This is a genomic window from Kineococcus arenarius subsp. arenarius (genome assembly GCF_050871845.1).
Taxonomy (GTDB): Bacteria; Actinomycetota; Actinomycetes; order Actinomycetales; family Kineococcaceae; genus Kineococcus.
The window spans coordinates 25,922-39,985 of the sequence record NZ_JBJLSE010000016.1 but is presented as its reverse complement, the minus strand read 5'-3'; the positions used below and the strand labels follow the sequence as shown (position 1 = coordinate 39,985).

Annotated in this window: 17 protein-coding genes and 1 pseudogene; 12 read left to right on the top strand and 6 right to left on the bottom strand. The window is 75.2% G+C overall.

What is annotated here, in order from left to right:
* Nucleotides 1–7 precede the first annotated feature (7 nt).
* From map to ACRYM0_RS06460, 4 genes are all read left to right on the top strand, one after another.
* Nucleotides 8–775, top strand: a complete 768-nt coding sequence (gene map / locus ACRYM0_RS06475) for a type I methionyl aminopeptidase (protein ID WP_432503243.1) — start codon at nucleotides 8–10, stop codon at nucleotides 773–775.
* An 82-nt stretch (nucleotides 776–857) separates the two neighbouring features.
* Nucleotides 858–1,904: an SIS domain-containing protein gene (locus tag ACRYM0_RS06470; RefSeq protein WP_432503242.1), complete on the top strand. Its 1,047-nt coding sequence runs from the start codon at nucleotides 858–860 to the stop codon at nucleotides 1,902–1,904.
* Nucleotides 1,901–2,998: an N-acetylglucosamine-6-phosphate deacetylase gene (gene nagA, locus ACRYM0_RS06465; RefSeq protein ID WP_432503240.1), complete on the top strand. Its 1,098-nt coding sequence runs from the start codon at nucleotides 1,901–1,903 to the stop codon at nucleotides 2,996–2,998. The genes ACRYM0_RS06470 and nagA overlap by 4 nt, the downstream gene beginning before the upstream one ends.
* Before the next feature lie 73 nt (nucleotides 2,999–3,071).
* Nucleotides 3,072–4,172 (top strand): calcium:cation antiporter, encoded by a 1,101-nt coding sequence (locus tag ACRYM0_RS06460; protein WP_432503238.1) that lies wholly within the window; start codon nucleotides 3,072–3,074, stop codon nucleotides 4,170–4,172.
* Between the two features lie 77 nt (nucleotides 4,173–4,249).
* Here the strand turns inward: ACRYM0_RS06460 and ACRYM0_RS06455 are convergent, their stop codons facing one another.
* Complete coding sequence (locus ACRYM0_RS06455) at nucleotides 4,250–5,785, bottom strand: APC family permease (protein WP_432503237.1); 1,536 nt, start codon at nucleotides 5,783–5,785, stop codon at nucleotides 4,250–4,252.
* 147 nt (nucleotides 5,786–5,932) lie between these two features.
* Between ACRYM0_RS06455 and ACRYM0_RS06450 the strand changes: the two genes are divergently transcribed.
* Entirely contained in the window at nucleotides 5,933–6,700 is a 768-nt protein-coding gene (locus tag ACRYM0_RS06450; RefSeq protein ID WP_432503235.1) for a universal stress protein, read from the top strand.
* Here the strand turns inward: ACRYM0_RS06450 and ACRYM0_RS06445 are convergent.
* Nucleotides 6,610–6,933 carry a hypothetical protein gene (locus tag ACRYM0_RS06445; RefSeq protein ID WP_432503233.1) on the bottom strand — a complete coding sequence of 108 codons (324 nt, stop codon included), beginning with the start codon at nucleotides 6,931–6,933 and terminating at the stop codon, nucleotides 6,610–6,612. The two genes, ACRYM0_RS06450 and ACRYM0_RS06445, sit on opposite strands and share 91 nt — an antisense overlap.
* Before the next feature lie 166 nt (nucleotides 6,934–7,099).
* On the opposite strand from ACRYM0_RS06445, the gene ACRYM0_RS06440 reads away from it, so the two are divergent.
* The 3 genes from ACRYM0_RS06440 (at nucleotide 7,100) to ACRYM0_RS06430 (ending at nucleotide 8,254) form a co-directional block, all read left to right on the top strand.
* Nucleotides 7,100–7,624 carry a nucleotidyltransferase domain-containing protein gene (locus tag ACRYM0_RS06440; protein ID WP_432503232.1) on the top strand — a complete coding sequence of 175 codons (525 nt, stop codon included), beginning with the start codon at nucleotides 7,100–7,102 and terminating at the stop codon, nucleotides 7,622–7,624.
* A gap of 55 nt (nucleotides 7,625–7,679) precedes the next feature.
* Nucleotides 7,680–8,012, top strand: coding sequence for a HepT-like ribonuclease domain-containing protein (locus ACRYM0_RS06435; RefSeq protein ID WP_432503230.1), 333 nt, complete (start codon nucleotides 7,680–7,682; stop codon nucleotides 8,010–8,012).
* Nucleotides 8,013–8,074: 62 nt separating this feature from the next.
* Nucleotides 8,075–8,254 carry a hypothetical protein gene (locus tag ACRYM0_RS06430; protein ID WP_432503228.1) on the top strand — a complete coding sequence of 60 codons (180 nt, stop codon included), beginning with the start codon at nucleotides 8,075–8,077 and terminating at the stop codon, nucleotides 8,252–8,254.
* Nucleotides 8,255–8,366: 112 nt separating this feature from the next.
* Here the strand turns inward: ACRYM0_RS06430 and ACRYM0_RS06425 are convergent, their stop codons facing one another.
* The 3 genes and pseudogenes from ACRYM0_RS06425 to ACRYM0_RS06415 form a co-directional block, all read right to left on the bottom strand.
* Entirely contained in the window at nucleotides 8,367–8,702 is a 336-nt protein-coding gene (locus tag ACRYM0_RS06425; protein ID WP_432503227.1) for a hypothetical protein, read from the bottom strand.
* 198 nt (nucleotides 8,703–8,900) lie between these two features.
* On the bottom strand, nucleotides 8,901–9,467 hold the full coding sequence (locus ACRYM0_RS06420; protein ID WP_432503283.1) for a dihydrofolate reductase family protein: 567 nt from the start codon (nucleotides 9,465–9,467) through the stop codon (nucleotides 8,901–8,903).
* A 220-nt stretch (nucleotides 9,468–9,687) separates the two neighbouring features.
* Nucleotides 9,688–9,831, bottom strand: a pseudogene (locus tag ACRYM0_RS06415) (SAM-dependent methyltransferase); the annotation flags it as partial.
* A gap of 247 nt (nucleotides 9,832–10,078) precedes the next feature.
* Here ACRYM0_RS06415 and ACRYM0_RS06410 point away from each other — a divergent pair.
* The 4 genes from ACRYM0_RS06410 to ACRYM0_RS06395 all read left to right on the top strand — a co-directional run bounded on the left by ACRYM0_RS06410 (nucleotide 10,079) and on the right by ACRYM0_RS06395 (nucleotide 12,911).
* A complete protein-coding gene (locus ACRYM0_RS06410; RefSeq protein ID WP_432503225.1) occupies nucleotides 10,079–10,495 on the top strand; it encodes a VOC family protein in 417 nt (138 codons plus the stop codon).
* 155 nt (nucleotides 10,496–10,650) lie between these two features.
* Nucleotides 10,651–11,124 carry a hemerythrin domain-containing protein gene (locus tag ACRYM0_RS06405; protein ID WP_432503224.1) on the top strand — a complete coding sequence of 158 codons (474 nt, stop codon included), beginning with the start codon at nucleotides 10,651–10,653 and terminating at the stop codon, nucleotides 11,122–11,124.
* 120 nt (nucleotides 11,125–11,244) lie between these two features.
* On the top strand, nucleotides 11,245–11,628 hold the full coding sequence (locus ACRYM0_RS06400; RefSeq protein ID WP_432503222.1) for an STAS domain-containing protein: 384 nt from the start codon (nucleotides 11,245–11,247) through the stop codon (nucleotides 11,626–11,628).
* Nucleotides 11,629–11,714: 86 nt separating this feature from the next.
* Nucleotides 11,715–12,911, top strand: a complete 1,197-nt coding sequence (locus tag ACRYM0_RS06395; RefSeq protein ID WP_432503281.1) for an MFS transporter — start codon at nucleotides 11,715–11,717, stop codon at nucleotides 12,909–12,911.
* A gap of 101 nt (nucleotides 12,912–13,012) precedes the next feature.
* On the opposite strand, the gene ACRYM0_RS06390 is transcribed toward ACRYM0_RS06395, so the two are convergent.
* A complete protein-coding gene (locus ACRYM0_RS06390; protein WP_432503221.1) occupies nucleotides 13,013–13,966 on the bottom strand; it encodes an exopolyphosphatase in 954 nt (317 codons plus the stop codon).
* Between the last annotated feature and the right edge of the window lie 98 nt (nucleotides 13,967–14,064).

Genomic DNA, 14,064 nt, shown 5'->3' with positions numbered 1-14,064 from the left:
GGCAGCGGTGGTGGAGCTCAAGACGCCCGGCGAGGTGCAGGCGATGCGCGCGGCGGGGAAGGTCGTCGCCGACGCGCTGGCGGCCGTGCGCGCCGCCGCCGCCCCCGGCGTCCGGCTGGACGAGCTGGACGCCGTGGCCCGCGAGGTGATCGCCGCCGCCGGCGCCACCTCCCCGTTCCTCGGCTACCGGCCCCGCTTCGCCCCCACCCCGTTCCCCGGGGTGATCTGCACCTCCGTCGACGACGCGGTGCTGCACGGGATCCCCGGCCCGTACGCGCTGCGCGCCGGCGACCTGCTCAGCGTCGACTGCGGTGCGGTGCTCGACGGCTGGGCCGGGGACTCCGCCACCACGTTCAGCGTCGGCGAGCCCCGCCCCGGCCACGCCGAGCTGGTCGCCGCCACCCGCGACGCCCTGGCCGCCGGGATCGGCGCCGCCGTCCCCGGCGCACGCATCGGCGACGTCTCCGCCGCCATTGGTGCCGTGGCGCGCGAGCGCGGCTGCGGGGTGAGCACCGACTTCGGCGGGCACGGCATCGGCCGCACCATGCACGAGGACCCCGCCGTGCCCAACGACGGGCGGGCCGGGCGCGGGCTCACCCTGCGCCCCGGCCTCGTCGTCGCGATCGAACCGTGGTTCTTCGCCGGCGGTCGCGGGGAGTACGCGATCGACGAGGACGGCTGGACGCTGCGCAGCGCCCACGGCCTGCCCGGCGCCCACGAGGAGCACACCGTGGCCGTCACCGAGGACGGTCCGGTGGTCCTCACCCTGCCCTGAGGGCCGCCCCGCCCCCGGGCCCCCGCGCGTGTAGCGTCGCGTCGACGGCCCGCCCCGGTCGGGCCCGCCCCCTGGAGGCACCGTGAGCACCCCGCCCCGCGGCCACCTGGTCCGCTCCGAGATCGCCGAGCAGCCCGCGGTCGCCGAACGGGTCCTCACCGCGGCCGGCGGGGAACTGGCGCGCGTGGCCGCCCGCCTGCGCGCCGCCGCCGCCCCGCGCACCGTGCTGCTCACCGCCCGCGGCACCAGCGACCACGCCGCCCTGTACGCCAAGTACCTGATCGAGGTCGGCCTCGGCCTGCCCGCCGGGCTCGCCTCCACCTCCACCCTCACCGTCTACGGAGCCCGCCCCGACCTGAACGGCGTGCTGTGGATCGCCGTCAGCCAGTCCGGCGGCTCACCCGACCTCGTGGAGTCCACCGCCGCCGCCCGCCGCGCCGGAGCCCTCACCCTGGCCGTCACCAACGACCCCGCCTCGGCGCTCGCCGCCGCCGCGGAGCTGCACCTGGACGTGCACGCCGGGCCCGAGCTGGCCGTGGCCGCCACCAAGAGCTACACCGCCCAGCTGCTGACCCTCTGGTTGCTGGTGACCACCTGGCGCGGCGGCGACGCGAGCCCCGCGCACGCCCTGCCGGGGTTCCTGCAGCGGGCCGTCGAGGCCGACGACGTCGCCGCCGTCGCCACCCGCTACCGCTTCGTCGACCGCCTCGTCCTCACCGCCCGCGGCTACTCCTACCCCACCGCCCGCGAGGCCGCGCTGAAGCTCATGGAGACCTCCTACCTGTCCGCCCAGGCGTTCTCCGCCGCCGACCTCATGCACGGGCCCCTGGCGATGGTCGACGCCGACCGGCCCGTGATCGCCGTCGTGCCCGAGGGGCCCGGCGGGCGGGCGATGACCCCCGTGCTGGACGCGCTGCGCGAGCGCGGCGCCGACGTGTGCGCCGTGGCGCCCGACGGCCTGGCCCCCGACGCCACCGTGCGCCTGGCGGTGCCCGCCGGGGTGCGCGAGGACCTCGCACCGGTGGTGCAGATCGTCCCCCTGCAGCGCCTCGCGGTGGAGATGGCGCTCGCCCGCGGCCTGGACCCCGACGCCCCCCGCGGCCTGCGCAAGGTCACGCAGACCCGGTGACTGTCCTCGCGCGGGGCACCGTCCGCACGGGTGGGCGGGTGCTGCCCGACGGCTGGGTCCTGCTGCGCGGCGGCGAGGTCCTGCGGACCGGGCACGGGCCGGCCCCGGCCGCCGACGAGACCGTCACCGGCGCGCACGTCGTGCCCGGGTTCGTCGACCTGCACTGCCACGGCGGCGGCGGCGCGAGCTTCGGCGGCTCCCCCGAGGAGGCCGCCACCGCCGCCGCCACCCACCGCGCGCACGGCACGACGACCCTCGTGGCGAGCCTGGTCACCCGCCCCGTCGACGAGCTCGCGGCGACGCTGGCCGCCTGCGCCGACCTCGTCGCCGACGGGCTGCTGGCCGGCGTGCACCTGGAGGGCCCCTGGCTCAGCCCGGACCACCGCGGCGCCCACGACGCCGCGCTGCTGCGCACCCCCGAACCCGCCGAGGTGGACAGGCTGCTCGGCGCCGGCCCGGTGCGGGTGGTGACCCTGGCCCCCGAGCTGCCCGGGGCGCTGGACGCGGTGCGCCGGGTCGTCGACGCGGGGGCGGTCGCCGCGCTGGGGCACACCGGCGCCGACGCCGCCACGACCCGCCGCGCGGTCGACGCCGGCGCCCGGCTGGCCACCCACCTGTTCAACGCGATGCCGCCGCTGCACCACCGCGCCCCCGGCGCCGCCGGCGCGCTGCTCGCGGACGAGCGGGTGGTGGTGGAGCTCATCGCCGACGGTGTGCACCTCGACCCGGCCGTCCTGGCGCTGGCCGCCCGCGCCGCCGGCCCGGCGCGCACCGCCCTGGTCACCGACGCCACGGCCGCCGCCGGGGCGCCGGACGGCACCTACCGCCTCGGCGAGCTCGACGTGGAGGTGAGCGGCGGCACCGCCCGCCTCGCGGGCGGTGGTGCCATCGCCGGCAGCACCCTGACCCTGGACCGGGCGCTGCGGCACGCCGTCACCGCTGCCGGGATCGACCTGGACGACGCGCTCGCCGCCGTCACCGCCGTCCCCGCGGCGCTGCTGGGCCGGTCCGACCGCGGCCACCTGGAACCGGGCGCGACCGGGGGAGCGGTCGTGCTCGACGAGCGGCTGCACGCGCGGCGGGTCGTGGCCTGAGCGGTGCCGGGCCGGCGCCGACCACCCCGCACCCGCCGCGGCCCAGGCCCGCCGGGTCCGCCAGGCTGGGCGCATGGACTCCGCCCTGCGCCCCCACCTGACCAGATGGACGTCGCTGGCCCCGCCGGTGGCCCTGGTGGTGCTGGCCCTGACCTGGGGGCGGTACCCGGGGGGAGCGGTGATCGCGTTGGTGGCTGTGGTGCTGGCCGCGGCCGTGCTGGCGGCGGTGCACCACGCCGAGGTGGTCGCGCACCGGGTGGGTGAGCCGTACGGCTCCCTGGTCCTGGCCGTGGCCGTCACGGTCATCGAAGTCGCCCTGATCGTCACGCTGATGACCGCCGGTGGGCCGCAGGCCGCCTCCCTGGCCCGCGACACCGTCTTCGCCGCCGTCATGATCACCTGCAACGGGATCCTGGGCCTGTCGCTGCTGCTGGGGGCGCGGCGCTACGGCACCACCGTCTTCAACGCCGAGGGCACCGGTGCGGCCCTGGCGACCGTGGCCACCCTCGCCGCCCTCAGCCTGGTGCTGCCCACCTTCACCAGCGCCCGGCCGGGCCCGGAGTTCTCCCCGGCGCAGCTCGCCTTCGCCGCCGTGGCCTCCCTGGCGCTGTACGCGATGTTCGTCGTCACCCAGACGGTGCGCCACCGCGACTTCTTCCTGCCGGTCGCCCCCGGCGGCGGGCCCCTGGAGGAGGAGGAGCACGCCGCCCCGCCGAGCACCCGCGCAGCGGTGGCCAGCCTGGTGCTGCTGCTGGTGTCGCTGGTGGCCGTGGTGGGGCTGGCCAAGGTGGAGTCGCCGGCCATCGAGGCCGGCGTGGCGGCCCTGGGCCTGCCGCAGTCCTTCGTCGGCGTCGTGATCGCCTTGCTGGTCCTGCTGCCCGAGACCATCGCGGCCGCCAACGCGGCCCGGCGCGGGCGCACCCAGATCAGCCTGAACCTCGCGCTGGGCTCGGCGATGGCCAGCATCGGCCTGACCATCCCGGTGATCGCGGTGGCGTCCGTCTGGCTGGAGGGGCCGCTGCTGCTGGGGCTCGGCTCGACCCAGCTCGTCCTGCTGGCCCTGACGGTGGTGGTGGGGGTGCTGACGGTCGTGCCCGGGCGTGCCACGCGGCTGCAGGGCGGGGTGCACCTGGTGCTGCTGGCGGCGTTCCTGTTCCTGGCCGCCAGCCCCTGAGCGCGCCGCCGCCACCGCGGGCGGGAACACCGCCCCGGCCGTCGAGGGCTTGTGGACGGTGTTCCTCCCGGCACCCGTCACAGGCCGCCGACGGGCGGTTCCCCCGTGTCCGGAACCAGGACCGGAGTGTCCTCGCGCAGCGTCTCGCCGCGGAAGAACGCCCGCAGCCGCACCGCGCACAGCAGCATCAGCGGAACCCCCAGCGCCAGCATCCCGACCCCGATGACGAACACACCCCCCAGCGAGCCGAAGCGCGTGTAGCCGTACTCCGGGTCGAGCATGTCCACCGTGCTCTGGCCGAACGCCCACAGCATCGCCAGGCCGCCCACCAGGGGGAACACCCCGCGCATCAGCGCGTCGCGCACCGAGCGCGTCAGGGTGCGGCGGAAGAACCACACGCAGGAGAACGCCGTGATCCCGTAGTAGAACGCCACCGCCAGACCGAGCGAGGCGATGGAGTCCTGCAGCGCGTTCTGGCTCACCACGCTCAGCACCAGGTAGAAACCCACTGCCGAAGCGCCCATGACGAGGGTGCCGAACGACGGCGTCCGGTAGCGGGGGTGGACCCGCGCGAAGCGCTGCGGCAGCGCGCCGTACACCGCCATCGACAGCGTCCCGCGCGCGGTCGGCAGGATCGTGGTCTGCGTGGAGGCCGCCGCCGACACCGCCACCGTCAGCAGCAGCAGCGAGGAGGCGACCGCTCCGCCCACCGGATCGCCGATGACGGTCAGCACGTCGTCGGCGTTGGCCTCGTTGCGCAGTCCGATGCCGGTGGTGCCGAAACCCGCGTACGCCTGCACCGCGACCGCGACCAGCACGTACGTCACCAGCAGGATCACCGTGGACAGCAGCGCGGCGCGACCCGGCGTGGAGCCGGAGTCCCGCGTCTCCTCGGTGACCGCCAGGCAGGCGTCCCAGCCCCAGTAGATGAAGATGCACAGGATCACCGCCTCCGCCAGTGCCGACGCGCTCACACCGAACGGGGAGAACCAGTCCCACTGCGGCAGCACCGCCTGGGGTCCGGCGTCCCCGGCGAGCACCAGGTACAGCGCCGCGACCGCCAGCAGCCCCAGCACCGCGAACTGCACGATCACCAGGACGTTCTGCAGCTGCTCGGAGATCTTGATGCCGCGGTAGCTCACCCACGTCATCCCCGCGATGAACAGCACGCCCAACCCGACCCGCAGCACCGGCTGGTCCGCCAGGTCCTCGGCGCCCAGGAACCGCAGCGTGTACACCGCGGAGATCTCCGCGACGTTCGCCAGGACGATGATCGCCGAGACGGCCACGCCCCAGCCGCCCATCCACCCCACCCAGGGGCCCAGGGCCTTGGTGCCCCACGTGAACGTGGTGCCGCAGTCCGGGGCGGCGCGGTTCAGCTCCCGGTAGGCGAACGCCACGAGCAGCATCGGCGCGAACGCCACCAGGAACATCGCCGGCGCCTTGTCGTGCACCGCCAGCACCACGTACCCCAACGTCGCGGCCAGGCTGTACGCCGGGGCCGTCGCGCCGAGCCCGATGACCGTGTTGCCCCACAGCCCCAGGGCTGCGGGTCGAAGGCCCTTGCCCGACTCCAGGGTGAGGGTGCCGTCGGCACCCTGTCGCTCCGCCATGCCGCTCCTCGCGTTCCGGGGCCGATCCAGCCGGCCAGCGTAACCACCGCGGGACCTCCGTCCTGTTGTGCGTGCCCCCGTCCGGGCGGACCATCGGGGCCACGGGTGCACGGCCGCGCCCGATCCCGGCCGCGAGGAGGCGGTGTCGTGAACGGCGACCGGAACGACGACGGCACCCGCTCCGGCGGCCCCGCGCGCGAGCGCACCGCGGTCGGCTGGTCGGGTTCGGGCGCTTCGCGCCGTGCGCTGCGCTGGGCGTTGCGCGAGGCGGCCGCCTCCGGTCGCGCCGTGCACGTCGTGGCCGTGGACCCGCCCCGGCGCCCCGCTCCGCCGCCGCCCTCCGCCGCCCTGCCCGCGGCGCTGGCCGAGGAGCTGGAACGGCTCCCCGGGCGCTGCCCGCCGGTGAGCACCTCCGTCGTCACCGGCGACGTGGCCACCGCCCTGCTCGTGGCCGCCTCCAGCAGCCGCTGGCTCGTGCTGGGGTGCGGGCGCGGCGTCGGGCCCTCGGGGACCGGCGACGGGGACGTCCTGGCGCGCTGCCTGGCGCACTGCCCTGTGCCCGTCGTCGTCGTGGGACCGCAGGCCGTCCTGGCCGGTCCGCAGCGCCTGCTCGCCGTGCGCGGCGCCGGGGGCACCGTCACCCGCGCCGGGGTCACCGTCACCGCGGGCGGCGCGGTCGCCCGCGCCGTGCACGTCGGTGACCTCGTGGTCGCCGCCACCGCCGACGCGGGTGCCCTGCCGCTGCGCACGCTGCGCGCCCCCGTCGTGCTCGTGCCGCCGTCCTCGCGCACCGTCGTGCTGCCCGACACCACCGGCGCCGGGGTTCAGGCGGGCCGCGCCCCCGGGCGCAGCACGGCTGCCGGCACCCAGCTGTCGACGAGGACGGGCCGCCCCGCCGGGTCCAGCAGGACGTAGGCCACCCGCCCCAGCCAACCGCCGTCCTCCCGCCGCCACGCCAGCAGCAGCCCGGGCCGGGGGCCGTCGCGCGGGGTGAGCACCCAGCAGTGCGTGACCGCGGTCCGCTCACCGGACGGGGGAGGTGGGGCGGGCGCGGCGGGTACGGGGTCGTCGAAGGGGGAGGGCTCGCCGCGGGCGCGGGCCGCGCGGTACCGCTCCTCGTACGCGTGGCTCCAGCGACCGCCCGGCACCCGACCAGGATGGCACGCCGTCGAACACCTGTTCGACGGCCGTGTCGTGCGGTGGGGCGGGGGAGCGCGCAGCGCGCTGCCGCAGGCAGTTGGCGATCTCGCTGCCACGTCGATTTCAGGACGCTCGAGGTCCTGGTACGTATCGACGATCCGCTATCTTGGTGTCGTGCCGGTCATCGACTCCGCCGACGCGCTGCTGCGGCAGGCCCGCCGCCGCGCCGGGCTGACCCAGGCCCAGCTGGGGCAGCGCGCGGGAGTGGTCCAGAGCGTGATCAGCGCCTACGAGTCCGGGCGGCGCCAGCCCTCCCTGCCGGTGTTGCTGCACCTGCTGCGCGCCAGCGGCCACCTGCTCGACGCCTCGTTGATCGCCACCGACGCACCGCCCACCGCCCCGCTGTCCGGGCCGCTGGGACGGCGCCTGCGCCGGTACCGCCGCGAGGTCAAGGCGATCGCCGCGGCCCACGGCGTGCAACACGTCCGCGTCTTCGGCAGCACCGCACGGGGTACCGAGCGTCCCGACTCCGATGTCGACCTGCTGGTGGACCTGCCGCCGGGAACGGGCTTGTTCGCGCTGGGACGTCTGCGCCGGGACTTGGAGGAACTCCTCCACGCGCCCGTCGACCTGGTCCCCGAGGACGGGCTCAAGCCCGAGGTGCGCGCGAACGTCGAAGCGGAGCTGGTGACCCTGTGAGCTCGGCGGTGACGGTGGCGGTGGCGGCGACGGCGATGAGGGCGATGGTGTTCGCGTGAGCCGGCACGCCCGCCAACGCCTGCTGGACGTGCAAGCCGCCTTGGACGCCATCGATGCTCACACCCGTCGCGGCGACCTGTCCGACGGCCTGGTCTTCGATGCGGTCCGGGTCCGTCTGATCGAGATCGGCGAGGCCGTCAAGGCCGTCCCGGACGAGGTGCTGGCTGGTGAGCCGGACCTGCCGTGGTCGGAGATCGCTCGCATGCGCGACCACCTCGCTCACCGCTACTTCGACACCACGCACGCCATCGTCGCCGCTACCGTCAGCCAGGACCTGCCCGAGCTGCGGCGGGCCGTCGAACACCTGCTGGAAAGCACCACCGACTGACGTCGGAACGCACGCTGATGAGCGGGCGATGCTCACAGCACCGTGGGAGGTGGCTTCAGCAGATGTCCGGCACCACCCGTCACGTGGTCATCCTCGTCGGGGCGGTCTTGCTCATCGCCATCGTCGTGCTCGACGCGTCTGGCCGGCGACGTCGACGCGAGGAGTCGTGGAAGGCCAGCCACGTCCTGGTCGTGGTGGCCATGACCCTCACTGCCGCGGTACAGGTCTCTTCCCTGGTCTGATCACGCCCTTGCCCCGCATCGCTGCGCCATCATGACGTCGGGTGCACGAGGCTCGGCCACGGCGCCGTCTGCGGAACCTCGTGCGGCCGCGGCCAGCACGATCCGCCAGCCTTCACCTGGCGCAGACCCCGAGCACGCTGCCCTGCTCCGAATCCGACCCCGAATCCGAACCCGACTCCAGGTCCCGATCCAGTCCCAGCCTCGCCACCTCTGAGCGGTACACGTCGTTGACCGCGTTGACCTCCAGGCCGGCCGCTTGGCCCAGTTTGTCGATCAAGGTCCCCACGTGTCCCCACTGCCCACCCATGACCTCGTTGCCGCCACCACGCACCTCGATGCCGTACATCGTCACGCGCACCAGGAGTTCGGCCAGGCTCTCCACCGTTACCGGCAGCCCCTCGCCGCCGGGATTGACCCGCTGCTGGATCCACTCGTCAGCACTGCTCATGCCGTCCTCCTCGACGATGCACCCTGCCCCCGCCGCTACCGCGACGAGCTCGTCCCGGTCCCCGGCGCCGGCATCGTGGACCGGCGACACGCCTCGAGGTCCGCGACCGGCACGGCGGTGCGGGAATCGCTCCGACAGCAGCACACCGGACCGGCCGAGCACCGAGGCGGTTCGGCAGCCGGCGACGGGCACCAGGTGTCAGGGGTCGGTGCGTACGGCGTGGTGCACGTGCACCACGCCGTTGTCGAACCGCCGGTGGCCCAGCAGTTCGAGATCGACTCGCACCCCTGCCGGAAGCGCCGACTTGCCACCGCCGACGAGCACCGGGTGCAGGAGCAACACGCACTCGTCCACCAGACCGTGCCGGAACGCCTGTGCCCCCAGGGCCGCGCCACCGACGCTCAGGTCCGAGGCGGAGGCCCTCTTCAGCTGCCGCACCGCCTCGGGCTCGAAGTGCCGCTCGATCCTCGTGCGCGCCGTGGACACCCCTTCGAGCGTGGAGGAGTAGACGACCTTGTCGGCGTCGCGCCAGATCCGCGCGTACTCGCGCACGACGTCCGGTTCAGCGGTCAGCCAGTCGTCGTCCTCCCACACGCGCATGGTCTCGTACAGGCGTCGGCCGTACAGCGAGGTGCCGATGCCCCGCTCGTGCTCGTTCCAGAAGGCGTGGACCTCCTCGTCCGGCACCGACCAGTCGAAGGAGCCGTCCTCGTCCTCCAGGTAGCCGTCGAGAGAGGTGTTGGCTGCGTAGATCAGCTTGCCCACGACTGCCTCCAACCGGACGGGAGTCACAGCCTCCACCGCCGCAGCGCCACCGGCAAGGTGCACCGGCACCGACCCGGCGCGCCAGCTCCTGCACCGGCCACCGGTACGCCGTGACGACCGCGTGCTCGAGCGGCTCGCACACCGGCCCCTCGAAGAAGCCCACGACCAGCGCGCCACCGGGGGCCGTGACCCGGCGGATCCCGGTGAGGGCGGCGTCCACCCGGGCGGGGTCGAGGTGGATCAGGGAGTACCACGCCAGCACCCCGGACACCGAACCGTCCGGGCGGGCCGGGTCGATCAGGGAGCCCACCTCGAAGCGCGCGCCCGGCTGGGCCCGGCGCGCGTGCGCGATGAACTCCGGCACCAGGTCGATGCCCGTCACCTCGCCCCCACGGCGTGCAGGAAACCCGTCAGGTGCCCCGGGCCGCACCCCAGGTCCAGGACCTCCCCGGTGAGAGGTCCAGCGGTGACCGGGCTGTTCCGGAACCCGGCGCCGGGACCTCACCCGCACCCGGGCACCGGTGAGTTCCGCGGCGACGGCGGGTCGGAGAGGTGTCGGCCCGGACCCGCCGGGCGGCTTGGGTCACCAGACCCGTTCCCAGGAGGTTCCCGTGGCAGTCCGTCTCAGCCCCTACGTCTCCCTCCCCGGCACCGCCCGCGAGGCGCTGGCGTTCTACCGGTCGGTGCTCGGCGGGGAGGTGACCGTCTCCACCTTCGCCGAGTTCGGCGGCGGGGGCGCCGAGGGCGTCGACCCCGACGGCGTCATGCACGGCCAGCTCGACACCCCGTCCGGCTTCACGCTGATGGTCTCCGACGCGATGGCCGGGGCGTCCGCGGCCACCGGTGGCAACCTCGCCCTGTGCCTCTTCGGCGACGACCTCGAGCAGTTGCGCGGGTTCTTCACCGGCCTCGCCGAGGGCGGGCGGGTCACGACCCCGCTGGAGGCGCAGGTGTGGGGCGATGAGTACGGCGCCCTCACCGACCGGTTCGGGGTCGACTGGATGGTCAACGTCTCCGCTCCCGCCTGAGCGGAGCCGGCGACGCCTGGACTCCCTGGTCGGTTCCACCGTCGGGGGCTACAGTCGCCGCATCGTCGCGTGCCGGTGGCAGACCGTGTCAGGCATGGAGGCGCCGGAACGAAGGAGCGCGACGCCGGTGTTGTCGTTCCCTTCGCCCGACACCCGTGGGTGAGGGCGAGAAGACCAGGCTGCTGACCTGGAGCCGTGAACTGCGCGCCGTGCACGAGCGGCTGAGGGAAGCGCTGGGCGTCACCCGGACCGCGCTCGCGCACGACGGCGACGCAGCGGGACCGGCCACCCGGGACCTGCTGCTGTACTGCCACGGGTTCTGCGCCGCGCTGACCGGGCACCACGAGGGCGAGGACCGGGAGCTCTTCCCCTCGATCGCCCAGCAGCACCCGCACCTGCGCGAAGCGCTGCACCAACTGCAGCAGGACCACTCGATGATCGGGCACCTGCTCGCCGGGTTGCAGGCCGCCGTCGAGCGGTCGGCGACCCCGGTGGAACTGGACCGCCACCTGGAGGGCGTAGCGGCGATCATGGAGTCGCACTTCCGCTACGAAGAGCGCCAGCTCACAGCCGTCCTGGAGACGCTGAGCTTGGACGCCGACGTGCACGACGTGCTGGGGCCGCTGTGACCCGGTGCCCCTCGACACCTCCGCGCCCGGCGCCTACTGTGACGGTGGTCGTACCGTCAGTCTCCGCAGGGACGCCGGGCCGACGGAACCTGCGGTCTCCGCTGCACCCGGGGGGTGCCCGTGAGTCTTCCCGTTCTGACCACCACCGAACGCACCACTGCTGAACGCACCGGCCGGAACGCCGCCGACTGCGACGTCGCGCACCTGGGACTCTCGCTGGACCTCGCTCCCGGTGGCGCGGTCCTGCGGGCCTCGGGCGAGCTGGAGGCGGCGACCGCCGACCTGTTCCTCGGCGTCGTCGACAGCGCCCTGCGGCGGGGGTGCCTCGACCTCGAGGTCGACCTCGCCGACGTCACGTTCTGCGACGTGCGCGGCATCGACGCGGTGCTCACCGCCCGCGCCCGGTTCCTCGCCGCCGGCGGCGAGCTGCACCTGCGGCGGGTGAAGCCCTTCCTCCGCGACGTCTTCCGACTGCTGCGCCTCGGCGAGGCCGTCGAGGGCTGAGGCGCGCGAGGGCGCGCGCCTGCCGCACACTGGCGCGGTGACCGGGACGACGCGACCGGCCGGCCCCCGCACCCGGTGGGTGCGCGCTGGCTGACACCGGCTGGGACGGCTCCCGGCGCGCCCTGATCACCGTCTACGCGCCCGCGGCCCTGTTCAGCACCAGCCAGGGCGCGGTGCTGCCGGTGCTGCCGCTCACCGCGCGCGCCGTGGGAGCCCCCGTGGCGGTCGCCGCCCTCGTCGTGGCTCTGCTGGGCGTCGGGCAGGTCGTCGGGGCACTGCCCGCGGGGGCGCTGACCGCTCGGGCCGGCGAGCGCCGGGCGATGCTCGTGGCCGCCGCCGTCTCCGCCGCGGCCCTGGCCGGGGCCGCGCTGGCCGGCTCGGTGGCCGTGCTGGCGCTGTGCGTGCTGGCGCTGGGCCTGGCCGCGGGGGTGTGGGGCCTGGCGCGGCAGTCGTACCTGACGGCCGCGGCGCCGGTGCGGTTGCGGGCGCGGGCGCTGTCCACCCTGGGCGGGGTGGGGCGCATCGGCCTGTTCGCCGGCCCCTTCGCCGGCGCCGCCGGCACCGCCCTGCTCGGCCGTGCCGGCGCCTACGCGGTCGCCGGTCTGGTGGTGGTCGCCGCGGCTGTCGTCGTGCTCGTCCTGCCCGACCCCGCCACCCCCGCGCCGGCGCCGGGTGCGGCGGGCGCTGCGGCGCCCTCCCGGGCCGGTGCCCTGGCCGTGCTGCGCGAGCACGCCCGGCTGCTGTCCACGCTGGGTGTGGCGGCGCTCGCGGTGCAGGCGGTGCGCCAGTCCCGGCAGACGGTCCTGCCGCTGTGGTGCGAGCAGGTCGGCCTGGACGCCACGGCCGCGAGCCTGGTCGTGGGCCTGTCCGGGGCGGTGGACACGGCGCTGTTCTACCCGGCCGGGGCGGTGATGGACCGCTTCGGCCGCCGTGTCGTGGGTGTGCCCTCGATGCTGGTGCTGGGCGCCGCCCACGCGCTGCTGCCGCTGGCGCAGACCGGCGCGGGCGTGGCGCTCGTCGGCGCGCTGATGGGGCTGGGCAACGGGATGGGGGCCGGGCTGGTGATGACGCTGGGCGCCGACGCCGCACCGCCCGGGCAGCGGGCGCGGTTCCTCGGCGCCTGGCGGATGGTCACCGACACCGGGGTGGCCGTCGGGCCCGTCCTCGTCGGGGCGCTGGCCGGCGCCGCCACGCTGGCCGCGGCCGGTGCGGGGGTGGCGGTGCTGGCGGTCGCCGCGGCCGCCGGGCTGGCGGTGTGGGTGCCGCGCGAGCGCCCGCGCTGAGCGTGGGCGCCGCGCTCACCAGCGGGCGGTGTTCGGGCCGGGACCGGGTTCGACGGTGCGCATGCAGCCGGTGTCGTCCCGTCCACGTCCTCGCGCCGGGATCAGCGTTCTGCGCGCAGCGCGGCGATCAGCTCCGGCAGCACGGTGGCCGCGTCCTCGTGCGGGACCTGGCAGGTGCCGGCCGCGACGTGCCCGCCACCGCCGTGCGCCAGGCACACCGCGCCGACGTCCGCCGGGGAGGTGCGGTCCACGATGGACTTGCCGATCGCGAAAACGGTGTTCTGCTTCGCCCGCCCCCACATGACGTGGATCGACACGCGCGCCGCGGGGAACAGCGCGTACACCAGGAAGCGGTTGCCGGCGTGGATGACGTCCTCGTCGCGCAGGTCCAGCACCGCCACGTCGCCGTGCAGGGTGGTGACGCGCTCCAGCTGCGCGCGGAACAGCTCCGCCTGCGAGCGGTACAGCTCCACGCGCTCGGCGACGTCCGGCAGGGCCAGGATCTCGTCCACGTCCTGGTACGTCATGCAGTGCTCGATGAGCTGCATCATCAGCTGGTAGTTCGAGATGCGGAAGTCGCGGAAGCGGCCCAGGCCGGTGCGGCTGTCCATGAGGAAGTTCAGCAGCGTCCAGCCGGTCGGCTCGAGGATCTCGGAGACGTCGTAGGCCGCGGAGTCCGCCTGGTCCACCGCGCGCATCAGCTCGTCGGAGATCTTCGGGAAGCGGGCCGCACCGCCGAAGAAGTCGAACACGACGCGCGCCGCGGACGGGGCGTCGGCGTCGATGACGTGGTTGCCCGCCCCGGCGCTGCGCAGCGTCTCGGAGTGGTGGTGGTCGAAGACCACGCGCGCGCGCGGGTCGTGCGGCAGGTTCGTCAGGACGTCCCGACCCGTGATCTCCACCGTGCCGTCCTGCACGTCCTTCGGGTGCACGAACGTGATCTCGTCGACCAGGTCGAGCTGGCGCAGCAGCACCGCACACACCAGCCCGTCGAAGTCGCTGCGCGTCACCAGCCGGTACGGGCCGGAGGTCAGGAGGGCGTCCGGAGAGGTCACGGCGTTCCCATCGGCACGTGCGGGCCCCACCTTGAGCCCCGGTCGCGCGGCACCGCGGTCCCCGCGCGCGATCCGTGCCGCCGTCGTACTGTTCGGGT